Source organism: Citrobacter sp. ANG330, assembly GCF_047467925.1.
In the GTDB taxonomy this organism is placed as follows: domain Bacteria; phylum Pseudomonadota; class Gammaproteobacteria; order Enterobacterales; family Enterobacteriaceae; genus Citrobacter_A; species Citrobacter_A amalonaticus_G.
Window position 1 is genome coordinate 56,444 of record NZ_JASJUI010000007.1, and the last position, 15,112, is coordinate 71,555.

The 15,112-nt window shown below is 54.4% G+C and carries 12 protein-coding genes, 1 tRNA gene and 1 other RNA gene; 6 read left to right on the forward strand and 8 right to left on the reverse strand.

Going from position 1 to position 15,112, the window contains the following annotated elements:
• Positions 1 to 6: 6 nt before the first annotated feature.
• The 7 genes from dppB to QNN88_RS15945 all read right to left on the reverse strand — a co-directional run bounded on the left by dppB (position 7) and on the right by QNN88_RS15945 (position 7,902).
• Positions 7 to 1,026: a dipeptide ABC transporter permease DppB gene (gene dppB, locus QNN88_RS15915; protein ID WP_042323173.1), complete on the reverse strand. Its 1,020-nt coding sequence runs from the start codon at positions 1,024 to 1,026 to the stop codon at positions 7 to 9.
• A 161-nt stretch (positions 1,027 to 1,187) separates the two neighbouring features.
• A complete protein-coding gene (dppA, locus tag QNN88_RS15920) occupies positions 1,188 to 2,795 on the reverse strand; it encodes a dipeptide ABC transporter periplasmic-binding protein DppA (protein ID WP_414241071.1) in 1,608 nt (535 codons plus the stop codon).
• 684 nt (positions 2,796 to 3,479) lie between these two features.
• Positions 3,480 to 3,613: non-coding RNA, RtT sRNA (locus tag QNN88_RS15925), on the reverse strand.
• Positions 3,614 to 3,645: 32 nt separating this feature from the next.
• Positions 3,646 to 3,722: transfer RNA gene (locus QNN88_RS15930), tRNA-Pro, on the reverse strand.
• Positions 3,723 to 3,813: 91 nt separating this feature from the next.
• Positions 3,814 to 5,505 (reverse strand): kdo(2)-lipid A phosphoethanolamine 7''-transferase, encoded by a 1,692-nt coding sequence (gene eptB / locus QNN88_RS15935; RefSeq protein ID WP_414241072.1) that lies wholly within the window; start codon positions 5,503 to 5,505, stop codon positions 3,814 to 3,816.
• A gap of 262 nt (positions 5,506 to 5,767) precedes the next feature.
• The gene (locus tag QNN88_RS15940; RefSeq protein WP_414241073.1) at positions 5,768 to 6,970 is read right to left on the reverse strand and encodes an MFS transporter; all 1,203 of its coding nucleotides are present in this window, start codon (positions 6,968 to 6,970) and stop codon (positions 5,768 to 5,770) included.
• Positions 6,971 to 7,200: 230 nt separating this feature from the next.
• A complete protein-coding gene (locus QNN88_RS15945) occupies positions 7,201 to 7,902 on the reverse strand; it encodes an autotransporter domain-containing protein (protein WP_414241074.1) in 702 nt (233 codons plus the stop codon).
• 157 nt (positions 7,903 to 8,059) lie between these two features.
• Here QNN88_RS15945 and tag point away from each other — a divergent pair, with 157 nt between their 5' ends.
• Together tag and QNN88_RS15955 are read left to right on the forward strand one after the other, a co-directional pair.
• Complete coding sequence (tag, locus tag QNN88_RS15950) at positions 8,060 to 8,629, forward strand: DNA-3-methyladenine glycosylase I (RefSeq protein WP_414241211.1); 570 nt, start codon at positions 8,060 to 8,062, stop codon at positions 8,627 to 8,629.
• Positions 8,619 to 9,059, forward strand: coding sequence for an N-acetyltransferase (locus QNN88_RS15955; RefSeq protein WP_414241075.1), 441 nt, complete (start codon positions 8,619 to 8,621; stop codon positions 9,057 to 9,059). Before tag ends, QNN88_RS15955 begins: the two co-directional genes overlap by 11 nt.
• Here QNN88_RS15955 and QNN88_RS15960 read toward each other — a convergent pair.
• Positions 9,028 to 11,352, reverse strand: coding sequence for a molybdopterin guanine dinucleotide-containing S/N-oxide reductase (locus QNN88_RS15960; RefSeq protein ID WP_414241076.1), 2,325 nt, complete (start codon positions 11,350 to 11,352; stop codon positions 9,028 to 9,030). The two genes, QNN88_RS15955 and QNN88_RS15960, sit on opposite strands and share 32 nt — an antisense overlap.
• Positions 11,353 to 11,505: 153 nt before the next feature.
• Between QNN88_RS15960 and QNN88_RS15965 the strand changes: the two genes are divergently transcribed.
• The 4 genes from QNN88_RS15965 to QNN88_RS15980 all read left to right on the forward strand — a co-directional run bounded on the left by QNN88_RS15965 (position 11,506) and on the right by QNN88_RS15980 (position 15,099).
• Complete coding sequence (locus QNN88_RS15965; RefSeq protein WP_414241077.1) at positions 11,506 to 12,168, forward strand: OmpA family lipoprotein; 663 nt, start codon at positions 11,506 to 11,508, stop codon at positions 12,166 to 12,168.
• Between the two features lie 122 nt (positions 12,169 to 12,290).
• Positions 12,291 to 13,307, forward strand: coding sequence for a LacI family DNA-binding transcriptional regulator (locus QNN88_RS15970; protein WP_414241078.1), 1,017 nt, complete (start codon positions 12,291 to 12,293; stop codon positions 13,305 to 13,307).
• 100 nt (positions 13,308 to 13,407) lie between these two features.
• Positions 13,408 to 14,157 (forward strand): sugar phosphate isomerase/epimerase family protein, encoded by a 750-nt coding sequence (locus tag QNN88_RS15975; protein ID WP_414241079.1) that lies wholly within the window; start codon positions 13,408 to 13,410, stop codon positions 14,155 to 14,157.
• Positions 14,158 to 14,160: 3 nt separating this feature from the next.
• The gene (locus QNN88_RS15980; protein WP_414241080.1) at positions 14,161 to 15,099 is read left to right on the forward strand and encodes a sugar kinase; all 939 of its coding nucleotides are present in this window, start codon (positions 14,161 to 14,163) and stop codon (positions 15,097 to 15,099) included.
• The last annotated feature ends 13 nt before the right edge of the window (positions 15,100 to 15,112 follow it).

Below are 15,112 nucleotides of genomic sequence, written 5' to 3' on the forward strand. Positions count from 1 at the left end.
GGCCCCTTACTTCTTATGTCGAATACGCGGGTTCACCACGCCGTACAGCAGGTCGACCAGCAGGTTGACGAGAATAATCATCGTCGCTACCAGTAACACCCCACCCTGCACAACCGGATAATCGCGACGTTGCAGCGCATCAATCAGCCAGCGCCCAAGGCCAGGCCACGAGAAAATGGTTTCGGTCAGAATGGCGCCCGCCAGCAGCGTTCCCACCTGTAGACCAATCACGGTCACTACCGGCAGCATGGCGTTACGCAACGCGTGAATGATGATGACGCGCATACGCGTCAACCCTTTGGCACGCGCGGTACGGATGTAATCTTCGCCCAGCACTTCCAGCATCGACGAACGGGTCATACGCACAATCACTGCCAGAGGGATGGTACCAAGCACCATCGCGGGCAGGATCATATGCGCCACGGCATCAATAAAGTTGCCCTCTTCACCCCAGATAGCGGTGTCGATCAGCATAAAACCGGTCAGCGGATTGGAATCATCAAGGAATACCATATCGCTCACGCGCCCGGAAACAGGCGTCAGGTTGAGCTGCACGGAGACCAGCATGATCAGCATCATGCCCCACCAGAAGATAGGCATGGAATAACCGGTCAGCGCCAGGCCAACGGCAGTATGATCGAAAATGGAACCGCGCTTAACGGCTGCCAGCACACCCACGGGAATCCCCACGGCGGTGGCGAAAATCATGGCGCAGACACCCAGTTCCAGCGTCGCTTTAAAGCGAGGCACGAACTCGTCCCACACCGGTAAACGGCTTTTCAGCGAGATGCCTAAATCACCATGCATCACCCCCCAGATATAATGGAGGTACTGTTGCCACATCGGCTTATCGAGACCGAGTTCAGCCAACAGTTGAGCATGACGCTCAGGGGAGATACCACGCTCACCCGCCATGATCATCACCGGATCGCCGGGGATCATATGGACAAAAGCAAAGGTGAGAAGGGTGATACCGATAAACGTGGGGATAACAAGTCCCAAACGTCGGAGAATGAACTGCAACATAACCCGGATTCTCTCTAATGACCCACGGCCTGGAACCGTGAATCTGTATTGCTCACAAATCTTATCCCCTCCTCAATGAGAAGGGGATAAAGCATTACTGCCGGGTGGCGCTACGCGAACCGACTTAACGGTGCGTAGCGCTCACCTGGCGTTGCTTTTAATTATTCGACTGAGACGTTTTCGAAGTGGTGTTTACCTAACGGATCAACCACATAGCCTTTGACTTCTTTACGCACTGGCTCGTACACGGTGGAGTGAGCCACGATCAGCGCCGGAGCCTGGTCGTGCATCACGACCTGAGCCTGTTTGTAGAGTTCAATACGCTTGTTGTGATCGTCGGTCGCACGCGCCGGTTGAATCAGATCTTCAAACGGCTTGTAGCACCAGCGAGAGTAGTTGGAACCGTCTTTTGCCGCCGCGCAGCTGAACAGGGTGGCGAAGAAGTTATCCGGATCCCCATTGTCGCCGGTCCAGCCCATCATAACGGCCTGGTGTTCACCCGCCTTGGCGCGTTTCAGATACTCGCCCCACTCGTAGGTCACAATCTTGGCCTGAACGCCAATCTTCGCCCAGTCAGCCTGAACCATCTCGGCCATACGGCGAGCGTTCGGGTTGTACGGACGCTGTACTGGCATTGCCCACAGCTCAACGGTAAAGCCTTTATCCTGGCCGGCTTCTTTCAGCAGGGCTTTCGCTTTCTCAGGATCGTAGGTGTAGTCCTTAACGTCGTCGTTATAGCCCCACATAGTTGGCGGGATCAGGTTTTTGGCTGCTACGCCAGCGCCCTGGTAAACGGCTTTGATAATCGCGTCTTTGTTTACCGCGTAGGTCAGCGCCTGACGCACTTTGACGTCATCAAACGGTTTCTTCTCGGTATTGAAAGAGAGGTAGCCGACGTTCAGACCCGCCTGCTCCAGCAGGTTGATGTTTTTGTCCTGCTTCATGCGCGCGATATCAGCCGGGTTCGGATACGGCATCACCTGGCATTCGTTCTTCTGCAGTTTGGCGTAACGCACGGACGCGTCAGGCGTGATGGAGAAAACCAGACGGTCGATCTGCGGCTTGGTACCCCAGTAACCTTCGAACGCTTTGTAGAGAATACGGGAGTCTTTCTGATACTGCTGCAACTGGAACGGACCGGTACCGATTGGGTTCAGATCCACTTTTTCCGGCGTACCGGCTTTCAGCATGTTGTCAGCATATTCTTTAGAAAGAATAGAGGCGAAGTCCATCGCCAGGTCGGCAAGGAATGGCGCTTCCGGACGCGTCAGCACGAATTGAACGGTATTATCGTCCACTTTCTTCACTTCACTGATCAGGTCCTGCAGGCCCATGCCTTCAAAGTATTCATAGCTGCCGCCAGAAACTTTATGGTACGGGTTTTGCGCATTTTTCTGACGATCGAAAGAGAACACCACGTCATCGGCGTTCAAATCGCGCGTCGGTTTAAATTCTTTATTGTCCTGCCACTTCACGCCCTGACGCAGGTGGAAAGTGTAGGTTTTACCATCTTCACTGATTTCCCACTTCTCAGCGAGGCCCGGAATCACTTCCGTCGTCCCGGTTTTAAATTCCACCAGACGGTTATAGATAGGTACTGAGCTGGCGTCATAGGTTGTGCCAGAGGTAAACAGCTGCGGGTTGAACCCTTCAGGTGAACCTTCTGAACAATAAACCAGAGTTTTAGCTTGTACACTTGCTGCGACAGTCATAGCCACAAGGCTCAGACCAAGCTTCAGCATCCCTGACTTCTTCAAGGAAATACTCATTCTTCTGCTCCAAATGTGATGTTGTTGTTTTACCCTTTGCAGTGGGTTTGCACCGCCTGGCCTTTTTTCTTTTTTAACCGGCCGGGTCGGCGTTAAGAGGTGGGGATTCCGTTCACATAAACGACTGAGTTGCAGCGCGGATTCTCCATGAAATGCCCCTCATGCCCTACAATCTGTCAACAGAATGTGAAAACGTCAATACAGGCAACCATGATTTACAACAACGGTGAGAATTCGCAAACAAAGATTAAAAAAACTTCAGACGGGTATTTTCAGCAGAGAAATTTATGCTACGCCCTGAATGCCAGAATAAACACCTTAATATTTCGCAACAATTAGTGATTAACAAACGTGCGGAATAGGTAAAATTTCTGACGAAATGCTGCATATCTGAGCGATAAATCCCACGAACGTTAAAACGCACAGCGGAAAATGCTAGCGCCAGCCATAAGTAACGCAAAAAAAGATTTATGCATAGATAAAAAAAGACAATGGAATATGTCACAAAATCGTTAACAGATAGTGAGAAGTGATGCGCACTTTTTTGTTGATGTTCCGTAGGCCGGATAAGGCGTATGCCGCCATCAGGCAATACCCGTAATTATGCACCGAATGCCTGATGACGCTTCGCTTATCAGGCCTACAAATGCAAAAAACCCTGCTCGTTGAGCAGGGTTTTAAATTTGGTCGGTGATAGAGGATGACTCGCCACGTCGTGGCTCGCCCTGCGGGCCGTTGCTGTCGCAACGTTCTCTCGCTTCGCTCGGGTCGAACCTCTTACCCCCGGAGGTTCTCATCCTCTCAGGCGCTGAATGCAAAAAACCCTGCTCGTTGAGCAGGGTTTTAAATTTGGTCGGTGATAGAGGATTCGAACCTCCGACCCCTTCGTCCCGAACGAAGTGCGCTACCAGGCTGCGCCAATCACCGAATGCGGGGCGCATCTTACTGCGCAGGTGCGCGCCCGTCAATCCCTTAGTATCAAAATGCCCTTTGATCGGCGAGAAAGTCGTCAGCCCGCTTACTGCGCGACGCTTTTCTGTCCGTCAGGGATATGACACCAGTTGTTGTTCTCATTAATTCCGCCATCTGGCGAAGAATAACCGAGACAACCCATGATGGTGTCGTACAGCTCCACATGACGGCGCGGCACCTTCATTTCCGCTTCTTTCTTCAGGTGCGCGAACGCCTGGGCGTTGGCCGGGTTCTCCAGGTATTTATCCGACATCCAGACCATCATTGGCACGCGGAACTGCTCCGGGGGTGCCATCTTACGCGGCGTACCGTGCAGGTGCTCACGCTCATTGATTGACTCACCGTGGTCGGCAGCGTAGAACACAATCGCCTTCTTATCGCGCACCTTATCAATCACCGTATCGATAAAATGGTCGACGTAGGTAATCGAGTTATCGTACGAATTAATCATCAGGTCTTTCGGACACTTACGATCGATGGCGTAGCATTCGGGTTTCCACTGGGCAAACTCACGCGGGTAACGCTGGGTGTAGTTGTAGTGAGACCCTTTGGTGTGCAGCACAATCAAATGCTTACCCTGCGGATTTTCCTGCAGCGAACGGTCAACCTCATTGACCAGCAACATGTCGTCCACCGCTTTCCCCCGGTTACGCGGCTCGGCGGCAATTTGCTCACGATAGGCAATGTTGTCAGCCATTGTGTTGCTGTAGAACCACATCTCACTCTGCATTGCGTAGAGATCGGAACTAAAGCCTAACTGCTTGAGCACCGCGAAAACGTTCTGTTCTTTCAGTGTCCGCTGCGGGTTGTCCTCGGCCCCGCCCTGACGAACGAACATGCAGCGCAGCGACAGTTTGGTCGCGGTATCGCAGGAATAACCACGATACATCACCAGGTTCTTCTCTTTGGCGAGCTTCGGCGTGGTGTCACGCTCATAGCCCAACATTCCCATATGGTCCCAGCGCGTGGTTTCACCAATAATGAAAATTACGTAAGTGTCATCCAGATTTTGCGTCGGGGTATATGTGAATTTTTTCGCCGGGTTGAGGAGCGATTTGTTATCAGACGATTCATCCACCTGAGCCCAGGCATACAGGCCCAGTGCAGACAGCCAGTTTGACGGCAGATAAGAGTTCGCCAGAACGCCGCCGTAGCTCGGCATGTCGACGCCGGCAAGACGATCGGCACGCTTCTGATGCATCTCAAGAAGGCGAATCGGCACCCACACCAGCAGGCCTGCCATCAGCACAATCAGCGCGCTGCGCCAGCGCACTTTTGGCGTACAGAGTTGACGCCAGAAGGTGTCCGTCGAGCGGTTAAACCAGATAAAGATCAGCGGGATTATACTCACCGCGACCAGCCAGAGAACAAACGTCCAGCCGACCACCTCTTTGGAGAGGTCGATGTCGGTAGTCATGACCGAGGCGACGATACCGTATCCGATCATCACGTTCATAAAGGTCATGTAATAGCTTGCGCCCGCTGAAATCAGCACCAGTAACGAAGCCAGAACACGCCATACTGCTCTGCCGGACAGTGACAGGAGACGTAAAAAGAAAAACGTTGCCAGCACCGTGCCAGCCAGTTCAACCACCGCAGCGATTCCATTCCAGACGGTAAAATTTTGCGCGTAACCGTCAAACCGACGGAGGTAAACCGCACCATTCATAAACAGACCGATATAGATCGCGAGCAAAAAACTCAGCTTTTGCTGCGACATCGACGTAATGTATTTCATGCAAGCAAGCCCTGGAAATCGAGGGGTTAACACCGCCTGCGCAACGGCGACATCCGCCGGGCAGGTGAAAATGCGAAGGTAGTCAAATAGTAAAATCGACACGCGCGGCTAAGTAGACCACAAGCTGCAAAGAAAGTGGCAACAGAGAATGTGATCGAAAGAGATATTTACAAAAAATCAAGTTTGAAAGCAGACTATTCACAGCAGATATAACAAAAAAAGGCCAGCTCATCGGCTGGCCTGTAGAAAATTTTACCGGATATCAGGCGTGTGCCATTTCCAGTGCTTCACGTGTTGGCTGACGAATGGTAGTAGAGAGCGCCAGTGAAAGAATCAACAGTGCGAAGATAACGCAGAAGGTCACGTAGAACCCGCCGAACAGCGACGCAATAATCGAACCGCAGATGCTGCCAATTCCAAAGCCGAGATAAATCACACCGTAGTTTTTCGCCAGATTATTCAGACCGAAGAACTCGCTGACCAGTGACGGGAAGACGGTGATCGTCCCGCCAAAGTTAAAAGCGATGCAGGCAATGGCAGCAAAGAAAGTCAGCGCATTCAGTGGCGCAAACAGTAGTGCGGCCATTCCTACCAGCGACACCACCTGACCAATGGTGATCACACGGATACGGGCAATTTTGTCGGACAGAATTCCCAGCACCAGACGCCCGGAGAGGTTTGCGATAGAAATCACCGTCACTGCGTTAGCCGCCGACGCCACGTCCATATGCGCCAGCCCCTGGGCGATATCTTTCGCCACACCAATCACATACAGCCCGCTCATGCACGCCGTAAGGAACATCACCGCCAGCATCCAGTATTGCGGTTTACGCATAGACTGCGCCAGGGTGTAGTCATTTTCTACCACGCCATTTTGCGTGTTGACTTCCTGATTGGGTGCATCTTTCATCAGCGTAGAGCCGAAGACGATCATCACCAGCACAATCGCGCCCCAAATCACAAAGGTGTTTTCCAGACCGACGGTCGCCAGAAGTTGGCTGTCGATAAATTTGAAACCCAGGCTTCCCAGGCCATAAGAGCCAATGGCAAAGGCGGAGATCAACCCTTTACGCTCCGGGAACCACTTCACGCAATTAGACAGCGTTAACAGATAGCCCGCGCCATCGGCCAGGCCCACCAGCACGCCCGCGCTCAGCCACAGCATCATCAGATTACTGGAGTGTGCAGTCAGGAAGAACCCCAGCCCGAGCAGAATACCGGACGCCATGGTGACGCGTTTCACGCCAAAACGTTCCTGTAGCTTTCCGGCGACAGAAGAGGAGATCGCCAGGCCTAAGCTCAACAGGCCGAAGGAAAAAGCCACCTGGCTGACGGGCTCGCCTAATTTCTCGGAAAGCACGCCATTGAACAGGCTCCAGGTATACACAGAACCTAAGGCAAATTGCGTAATGATAGTACCGATGAGGGTCAACCAACGGGTGCGCTGATACGATGCGGTTTTCATGGCAGTCTTCCTGCATAAGCAAAAGGGGAAATTCTCTGCCGACAACCATAACGAAATGCATTTTATGCAGGGAAAAAACGGCATGAAGTGCCATCAGAACGGAATGAAATGCCTGGAATGCGGAATGAATGACGAGACAAATATTCATTGAATGAATTTTTACCCCGTGAGTTAGTGCGTACTATCGCCACAGATACTGTTATCAGTGCGTTTAAATTGTAAATCGCTGGTTAAAACCTGGCGCTTACCCCCATCGTATAAAGATAGTCAGTGTTGTTGGTCGTATTTTCCGCCTGTGAGAGCACAGCATAGGCTGCCATGTGCTGATTGAGCAGTACATCTGCGCCTACGGTCACGTCCAGCCAGTTACTGTCCTGCGTGGTCGCCGTCATTCGGCTGAGTCCCGACTGCGCCTTCCAGATATTTTCGCCAAACTGCTGGTTGTAGCTGATTTGCGCCCACGGTCGCAGATCGCCAAATTGCGAATTCAACCGCCAGCCCAGCGTACTGATGCTGGCATGCCATAACGGGTCGGATGACGGACTGCTCACACTGTCGCCAAATTCGTTGTACATGGAGAGGGAAGTGCCATCGTAATGCAACGCCGCAACAGGGCCGGTCGTGACATCGCCCGAAACAGGGAAATTCCAGCCCATGCTCATGCCACTGGTCGCCTCCGTCGGCGAAGCCTGTTCAAGATTCACCGCCAGCCCCGGCACACTTTGTGTCGTCCTGATACGTTCAGCCAGAATGTCGTCATAACGTGGTTGGTGATCGCTGTCCCATGTATAGCGTTCAGTCGTATATCCAGGCGTGTTATCAACGATATATTCTTGCTGCCAGGCGTAGGCTGTGTTGATGTAAAGCGAACAGACCACTACGCTCGCCAGGAGAATAATATCCCGGCGACCACTGCGTTTTTTTATCATCATCAATGCGACTCCAGAAGAGAGCCGAAATCGGCGATATTATTGTCATTGTAATTAAGGATGACAGGCGAAAGCCCTGTATTAAATATTGTCTTTTTCGCTGGCGCGTCAAGGCGCCCGGAACGATATTTTTATGGCAAGTCTAACAGCGAGGGAAAGTATGGAACGTTGCGGCTGGGTCAGTCAGGACCCGCTTTATATTGCCTACCATGATGCCGAGTGGGGCGTGCCCGAGCACGACGGAAAAAAACTGTTCGAAATGATCTGCCTGGAAGGTCAGCAGGCCGGTCTTTCATGGATTACCGTCCTTAAAAAACGCGACAATTATCGTAAAAACTTCCACCAGTTCGATCCCGTCCGCGTGGCAGCCATGCAGGAAGACGATGTGGAAAGATTGCTGCTTGATGCCGGTATCATCCGCCATCGGGGGAAAATACAGGCCATCATCGGTAATGCCCGGGCATATCTGGCGATGGAGCAAAACGGCGAACCATTTGCCGATTTCGTCTGGTCATTCGTGGATAACCAGCCGCAGATCACCTGCGCCGCCGTGTTGGGCGAAATCCCGACCTCCACGCCGGCCTCCGACGCCCTGTCGAAAGCGTTAAAAAAACGGGGATTTAAATTCGTCGGCACAACTATTTGCTACTCCTTCATGCAGGCCTGCGGACTGGTCAATGACCATATCACCGGCTGCTTCTGTCATCCGGGAAATAAAAATGATTCGTGAGTTTCGACACACTGACATGGAGCCACTGCTGGCGCTATGGCTGGAAAGCACCATCTGTGCACACCCTTTCATCCCCGAAAGTTACTGGTACGAGAGCGAGGCGGTTGTGCGTGATGTTTACCTGCCCGCCGCCACAACCTGGGTCTGGGAGGAAGAAGGGGCACTGAAAGGATTTGTCAGCGTTATGGAACAGCGCTTTTTAGGGGCGCTGTTTGTCGCCCCGGACACGTTACGTAGAGGGATAGGGAAAGCGCTGGTACAGCATGTTCAGCGGCGTTTTGACGTGCTGAGCCTAGAGGTCTATCAAAAAAACCAGAATGCGGTGAATTTCTACCACGCGCTGGGGTTTCGGATTGAAGACAGCGCCTGGCAGGAAGATACCCAACATCCCACCTGGATTATGGGCTGGCGGGCGGATCAAACGCAGTAAGCGTAAGCGCTGGCCCGCCGTATTTCTCCAGCCATGCCAGCGCGGTATTGCCCGCGCAGCCGTTCCCCAGACGCGAACTGGGCAGGTCTTTGGTCAGCACGTTTACCGCGCCGTTTTTACAGATGCCCCCCGCGGCAGGCTCAAGGTCCGGCCATGCCCCTTCATGAATGCAGATCACGCCGGGTTTGATACCGTCAGTGACCACGGCGCCTGCAAGGATCTGACCACGGTGATTCCAGATGCGTACCACATCACCCTCCCGGATGCCGCGCGCCTGTGCATCCTGCGGGTGAATCGTCACCGGCTCGCGGTCCGCCACCGCATACCGTTCACGCAGGTGGCTGTAATTAAGCTGGCTGTGCAGACGATGTGCCGGATGCGCCGACACAATCTGTAGCTGCTCCGGTTCAGCATTGCCGTGCCACTCATCCGGTTCCAGCCACATCGGGTGTCCGGGGCAATCCGCATAGCCGTAACCGGCAATTCGCTGTGAGTAAATCTCGATCTTCCCGCTGTCAGTTTTCAGCGGATAGGCGTCCGGGTCACGACGAAAATCCGCAAAGCGGGTAAACTGCGCATTGGCCGGATTTTCGGGCATTTCAATCAGTTGATTCGCTTCCCAGAATTCGGCAAACGGCGGCAACGTCACCTGTTGGCTGGCTCCCCGCTGCCCGGCAATCGTATAAAACGTTTCCAGCCATTCCCGTTCGCTCTTCCCTTCGGTAAAGCGTTGATAACCGCCCTGCTCCCAGCGCTCGCTCAGCGCGGCAAAAACATCGAAATCATTGCGCGCTTCGTACTGCGGCGGCACGACCTGCTTCATGGGCACCAGATGCTGGTTACTGTAATCCCCGGTCATGGTGAGATCATTACGCTCGAAGGAGGTCGTCGCAGGCAGCACAATATCGGCGTGCTTCGCCGCCGCGGTCCAGAAGCATTCGGAAATCACCACCAGCTCCGGTTTTTGCCAGGCGCGAATCAGACGATTGGTGTCCTGGTGATGGGTAAAATTCGCCCCGCCCGCCCACCAGATAAAGCGGATATCCGGGAAGTGACGGTTCATACCGTTATGCTGATACGGCGCTCCGGGGTTTTCCAGCGCTTCAACAATGCGCGCCACCGGAATTTTCTCCACCGCGTCGGTCCCGCCTTGCAGGCTGCCCTGCATTGATGCCAGTACGGCAGAACGGCGCGTCGGGTTTCCACCATTGGCAAAATGATACGAAAGGCCAAAACCACCGCCAGGTATGCCAGGCTGTCCCAGCATGGCGGACAGAGTGACAATCATCCAGTGCTTTTGTTCGCCAAACTGCTGACGTTGCATGCCCCAGCCGGCCATCAACATCGTTGTATTTTTATGGAACAACTCGGCCAGTTCACGGATTTTTGCCGCCGGAACGCCGCAAATCGGCTCCGCCCACTCTGCCGTTTTGGCAATACCGTCGCTCACGCCCAACAGATAGTCTGAAAAGATCTCATAGCCGGTGGTACAGCGGGCAAGAAACGCCTCGTCATGCCAGCCATTTTCCACCAGCGTATGCGCGATGCCGAGCATCAGCGCCACGTCGGTCCCCATGTGCGGCGCAATCCATTCCATTTTGTCGCCAAAGAAATCAACGGTTTCCGATCGCATGGGATCAATACAGATCAGCCGTTTCCCACTTTCGCGCAGCGCATCAAAATAAGGGATCCCCTGTTCATCAGACGCATTCCAGGCGATTTTCAGGGTATTCAGCGGGTTGGCGCTCCACAACACCACCACCTCGCTGTGTTCCAGAATCACCGGCCAGCTGGTTTGCTGTTGGTAAACCTCACTGCCGCCCACCACGTACGGCATGATGGCCTGCGCCGCACCGGTGGAGTAATCCCCCAGATGGCCGGTATAGCCGCCTGCCAGCGCCATATAACGTTGTAATAACGTCGCCGATTTGTGCAGGACACCGTTGGAACGCCAGCCGTAAGAACCGGCAAAAATGGAGGCGGGACCATACGTATCGCGAATGCGTTTATGCTGTGCATGAATCAACGCCAGCGCCTCGTCCCAGCTTACGCGCACATACTCATCCTGCCCGCGCACACCCTGCGGTTGTTCCGGCGAAGCCAGAAACCCTTTACGCACCATCGGATAGCGTACCCGGCTTTGACTGTGTACTTGATCGCGAACCGCGCTTTGCAGTGAATTGGGATACGAGGTGGGCAGTGCCCCCCGGGAAGAGAGCACTTTTTCTCCGTCCGTCTCGACAAGAATGGGACCCCAGTGGGCGGCGGTTAACACTGAATGATGCGTCGTCAAGCTGGCACTCCTGCTGATGGGCTGAGGTATAACGGCGTTCAATGTTACTTACAAATTTCAGAGAGATCCCTGGAATTTTCTTCATCTTCACACGTCATAATCAACCGCCACGGTCGCTGTGGCAAAAAATAAGAATGTCATTAAGGAATTAAGATGAAGAAACGTGTTTTAGTCATTGCCGCTATCGTGAGCGGCGCCCTGGCGGTTTCTGGCTGCACAACCAACCCTTACACCGGCGAACGCGAAGCGGGTAAATCCGGCATTGGCGCGGGCATTGGATCGCTGGTGGGCGCGGGTATCGGCGCCCTCTCCTCCTCGAAGAAAGATCGCGGCAAAGGCGCACTGATTGGTGCAGCGGCGGGAGCAGCCCTTGGCGGCGGTGTCGGTTATTATATGGACGTACAGGAAGCAAAACTGCGCGGCAAAATGCAGGGAACGGGCGTGAGCGTGACGCGAAGTGGCGATAACATCATTTTAAATATGCCGAATAACGTTACCTTTGACAGCAGCAGCGCGACCCTGAAACCGGCGGGTGCAAACACGCTGACCGGCGTGGCGATGGTGCTGAAGGAATACGAAAAAACGGCCGTCAATGTCATCGGGTATACCGACAGTACCGGCGGCCAGGACCTGAATATGCGTCTGTCGCAACAGCGTGCGGACAGCGTGGCCAGCGCACTGATCACCCAGGGCGTTGCCTCCAACCGCATCCGCACCAGCGGCATGGGTCCGGCAAATCCGATCGCCAGCAACAGCACGGCGGAAGGGAAAGCCCAGAACCGCCGTGTCGAAATTACGTTAAGCCCGATTCAGTAACGGTTGCGCCGGGCGGCGGCTCCGCCTTCCCCGGCTTTAAACCCACCAACAGGCCCGGTAAGCGTAGCGTCGCCGGGTCTTTTCGCGCTAAGGTATGCTCACCCAAAGCAAGGAATTCAGCGATGAGCAAATCAGCACGCCCCACCATCAGTGATGTCGCGAAGGCGGCAAAAACCGGTAAAACCAGCATTTCACGTTATCTCAACGGCGAAAAACACCTGCTCTCCGATGCCCTGCTGGCGCGTATTGAAAAAGCCATTGCCGACCTCGACTATCGCCCAAGCCTGATGGCACGCGGCCTGAAACGCGGCCGCACCCGCCTGATTGGTCTTATCATCGCGGATATCACCAACCCCTATTCCGTTCACGTGTTAAGCGGTATCGAGGCCGCCTGTCGCGAGAAAGGCTTCACGCCCCTGGTCTGTAACACCAATAACGAGGTGAACCAGGAACTGCACTATCTCGATTTGCTGCGCAGTTATCAGGTCGAAGGCATTGTGGTCAACGCCGTGGGAATGCGCGAAGAGGGGTTAAACCGCCTGCAACAGTCTGCGTTACCGATGGTACTGATCGATCGCAAAATCCCTGATTTCGCCTGCGACGTTGTCGGACTGGACAACACCCAGGCCGCCACGACCGCCACCGAGCACCTGATTGAACAAGGCTTTGAGGCACTACTGTTTCTCAGCGAGCCGCTGGGCATGGTCAATACCCGTCGCGAACGCCTGAGCGCTTTTCGGGCTACGCTTGCGCGCTATCCGGGCATCGTCGCCGAGAACGCCGAAGTCCCGCTCAGCGAGAATACGCAGCTCGATAACACCCTGCGCCAGTTCCACCAGCAGCATCGAGGGATGCGCAAGGCGGTGATCTCCGCTAACGGCGCACTCACCCTTCAGGTCGCCCGCTCGCTAAAACGCATTGGCCTCAACTGGGGCAGCGACATCGGTCTGCTGGGGTTTGATGAGCTGGAATGGGCCGAACTGGCAGGGGTCGGGATCACGACCCTGAAACAACCCACGTGGCAGATTGGTTATGCTGCGGTTGAGCAGGTGGTTCGCCGGATTGAAGGCGGCAGCGATGCCATTCATGAACAGGTTTTTTCCGGCGAGCTGATTGTTCGCGGTTCTACCGCCCGTTAATTTTCCTTCGTGATGGTGATCATAATTTCGACACGTCGCCCTTTTCTTTGGAACCGGTTCCATCTAGCGTAATACTATAAGCGTTAGAACTGGAGTCCCCATGCAGAGAAAAATTATGGTGGTCACCGCCGCCTATGGCTATGACACTGTCCGCGCTGCCGGCGGACAAACCGCGATGCTGCCGGTGATTGCCGGTGCGGGTGCAGACGGCGTCGAAATTCGCCGCGAACTGTTTACTGACGCTGAACACAGCGCCCTGACCACACTGGCTTCAGCCATTGAATGCTTCGATCTCCTGGCCTGCTATTCCGCACCACAACCGCTGTTCATAGAAGACGGCAGTCTCAATCCACAACTCCCGTCGCTGCTTCAGGAAGCGCAAACGCTGCACGCACTGTGGCTTAAAGTTTCACTGGGTCATTTTGTCCACACCGAACAATTCGACACCCTGCGCGACTGGCTGGAAAGCAGCGGTATGGCGCTGGTGGTTGAAAACGACCAGACCCTCTGTGGTCGGCTTGAACCGATGCAACGTTTTAACGCCGCCTGTCAGCAACATGCGCTACCTGTACATCTGACCTTTGATATGGGCAACTGGCTGTGGGTAGGCGATTCGCCGGAAGAGGCCGCTCGCCAACTGGCAGCGTCTGTCGGTTATGTTCACGTCAAAGCCGCCACCGCGCACCACGATAGCTATCGGGCGGTTCCCCCGGACGGCGCCGATCCACGCTGGCTTACACTGCTCAACGCATTGCCTGGCGACGTTCCCCGCGGTATTGAGTTTCCACTGGAAGGGGCCGATCTGACGGCGGTTACCCGTCACTACGTCGATTTGTTACGTAAGGAATAAGTCATGAAACACTCACTGGATGTCATCACAATCGGCGAAGCGATGGCGATGTTTGTGGCAACGCAGACCGGCGATCTGGCCGAGGTCGAACAGTTTATCAAGCGCGTTGCCGGTGCCGAACTGAATGTTGCCACGGGCCTGGCGCGACTGGGTCTGAAGGTGGGCTGGGTAAGCCGCGTGGGTAACGACAGCTTTGGTCGATTTGTCCTGAACTCGCTGAAAGAAGAGGGGATTGATGCACAGGGCGTTACGCTGGATGAACGCTACGCAACCGGCTTTCAGTTAAAATCTAAAGTTGAAAATGGAACCGATCCCATTGTGGAATATTTCCGTAAAGGCTCCGCCGCCAGCCATCTGTCCGTTGCGGACTACCACGACGCGTATTTCTCCAGCGCCCGGCATCTGCATCTGAGCGGCGTCGCCGCGGCGCTTTCCGCCAGCTCCTATGAACTGCTGGCACACACGGCGCGCACGATGAAAGCCCAGGGCAAGACGATCTCCTTTGACCCCAACCTGCGCCCGGTGCTGTGGAAAAGTGAAGCCGAGATGGTTGAGAAACTGAATCGTCTCGCGTTCCAGGCAGACTGGGTATTACCGGGTCTGAAGGAAGGGATGATTTTAACCGGACAACAGACGCCAGAAGGGATTGCGGATTTCTATCTCCGTCACGGCGTGAAAGCCGTGGTGCTGAAAACAGGCGCAGACGGCGCCTGGTATAAAACCGCCGACGGCGAAAAAGGCAGCGTTGCCCCGGTCAAAGTGGACAACGTGGTCGATACGGTCGGCGCCGGCGATGGCTTTGCAGTCGGCGTCATCAGCGCCCTACTGGAAGGTCGTTCATTGCATCAGGCCGTCACACGCGGCAACAAAATTGGCGCACTGGCCATTCAGGTACAGGGCGACAGTGAAGGCTTACCCACACGTGAAGCGTTAGGCGAATAACCTTACGTAATGA

Coding starts and splice junctions, on each gene's coding strand:
- dppB (WP_042323173.1), bottom strand. CDS start 1,026: ATGTTGCAGTTCATTCTCCGACGTTTGGGACTTGTTATCCCCACGTTT.
- dppA (WP_414241071.1), bottom strand. CDS start 2,795: ATGAGTATTTCCTTGAAGAAGTCAGGGATGCTGAAGCTTGGTCTGAGC.
- eptB (WP_414241072.1), bottom strand. CDS start 5,505: ATGAAATACATTACGTCGATGTCGCAGCAAAAGCTGAGTTTTTTGCTC.
- QNN88_RS15940 (WP_414241073.1), bottom strand. CDS start 6,970: ATGAAAACCGCATCGTATCAGCGCACCCGTTGGTTGACCCTCATCGGT.
- QNN88_RS15945 (WP_414241074.1), bottom strand. CDS start 7,902: ATGATGATAAAAAAACGCAGTGGTCGCCGGGATATTATTCTCCTGGCG.
- tag (WP_414241211.1), top strand. CDS start 8,060: ATGGAACGTTGCGGCTGGGTCAGTCAGGACCCGCTTTATATTGCCTAC.
- QNN88_RS15955 (WP_414241075.1), top strand. CDS start 8,619: ATGATTCGTGAGTTTCGACACACTGACATGGAGCCACTGCTGGCGCTA.
- QNN88_RS15965 (WP_414241077.1), top strand. CDS start 11,506: ATGAAGAAACGTGTTTTAGTCATTGCCGCTATCGTGAGCGGCGCCCTG.
- QNN88_RS15970 (WP_414241078.1), top strand. CDS start 12,291: ATGAGCAAATCAGCACGCCCCACCATCAGTGATGTCGCGAAGGCGGCA.
- QNN88_RS15975 (WP_414241079.1), top strand. CDS start 13,408: ATGCAGAGAAAAATTATGGTGGTCACCGCCGCCTATGGCTATGACACT.
- QNN88_RS15980 (WP_414241080.1), top strand. CDS start 14,161: ATGAAACACTCACTGGATGTCATCACAATCGGCGAAGCGATGGCGATG.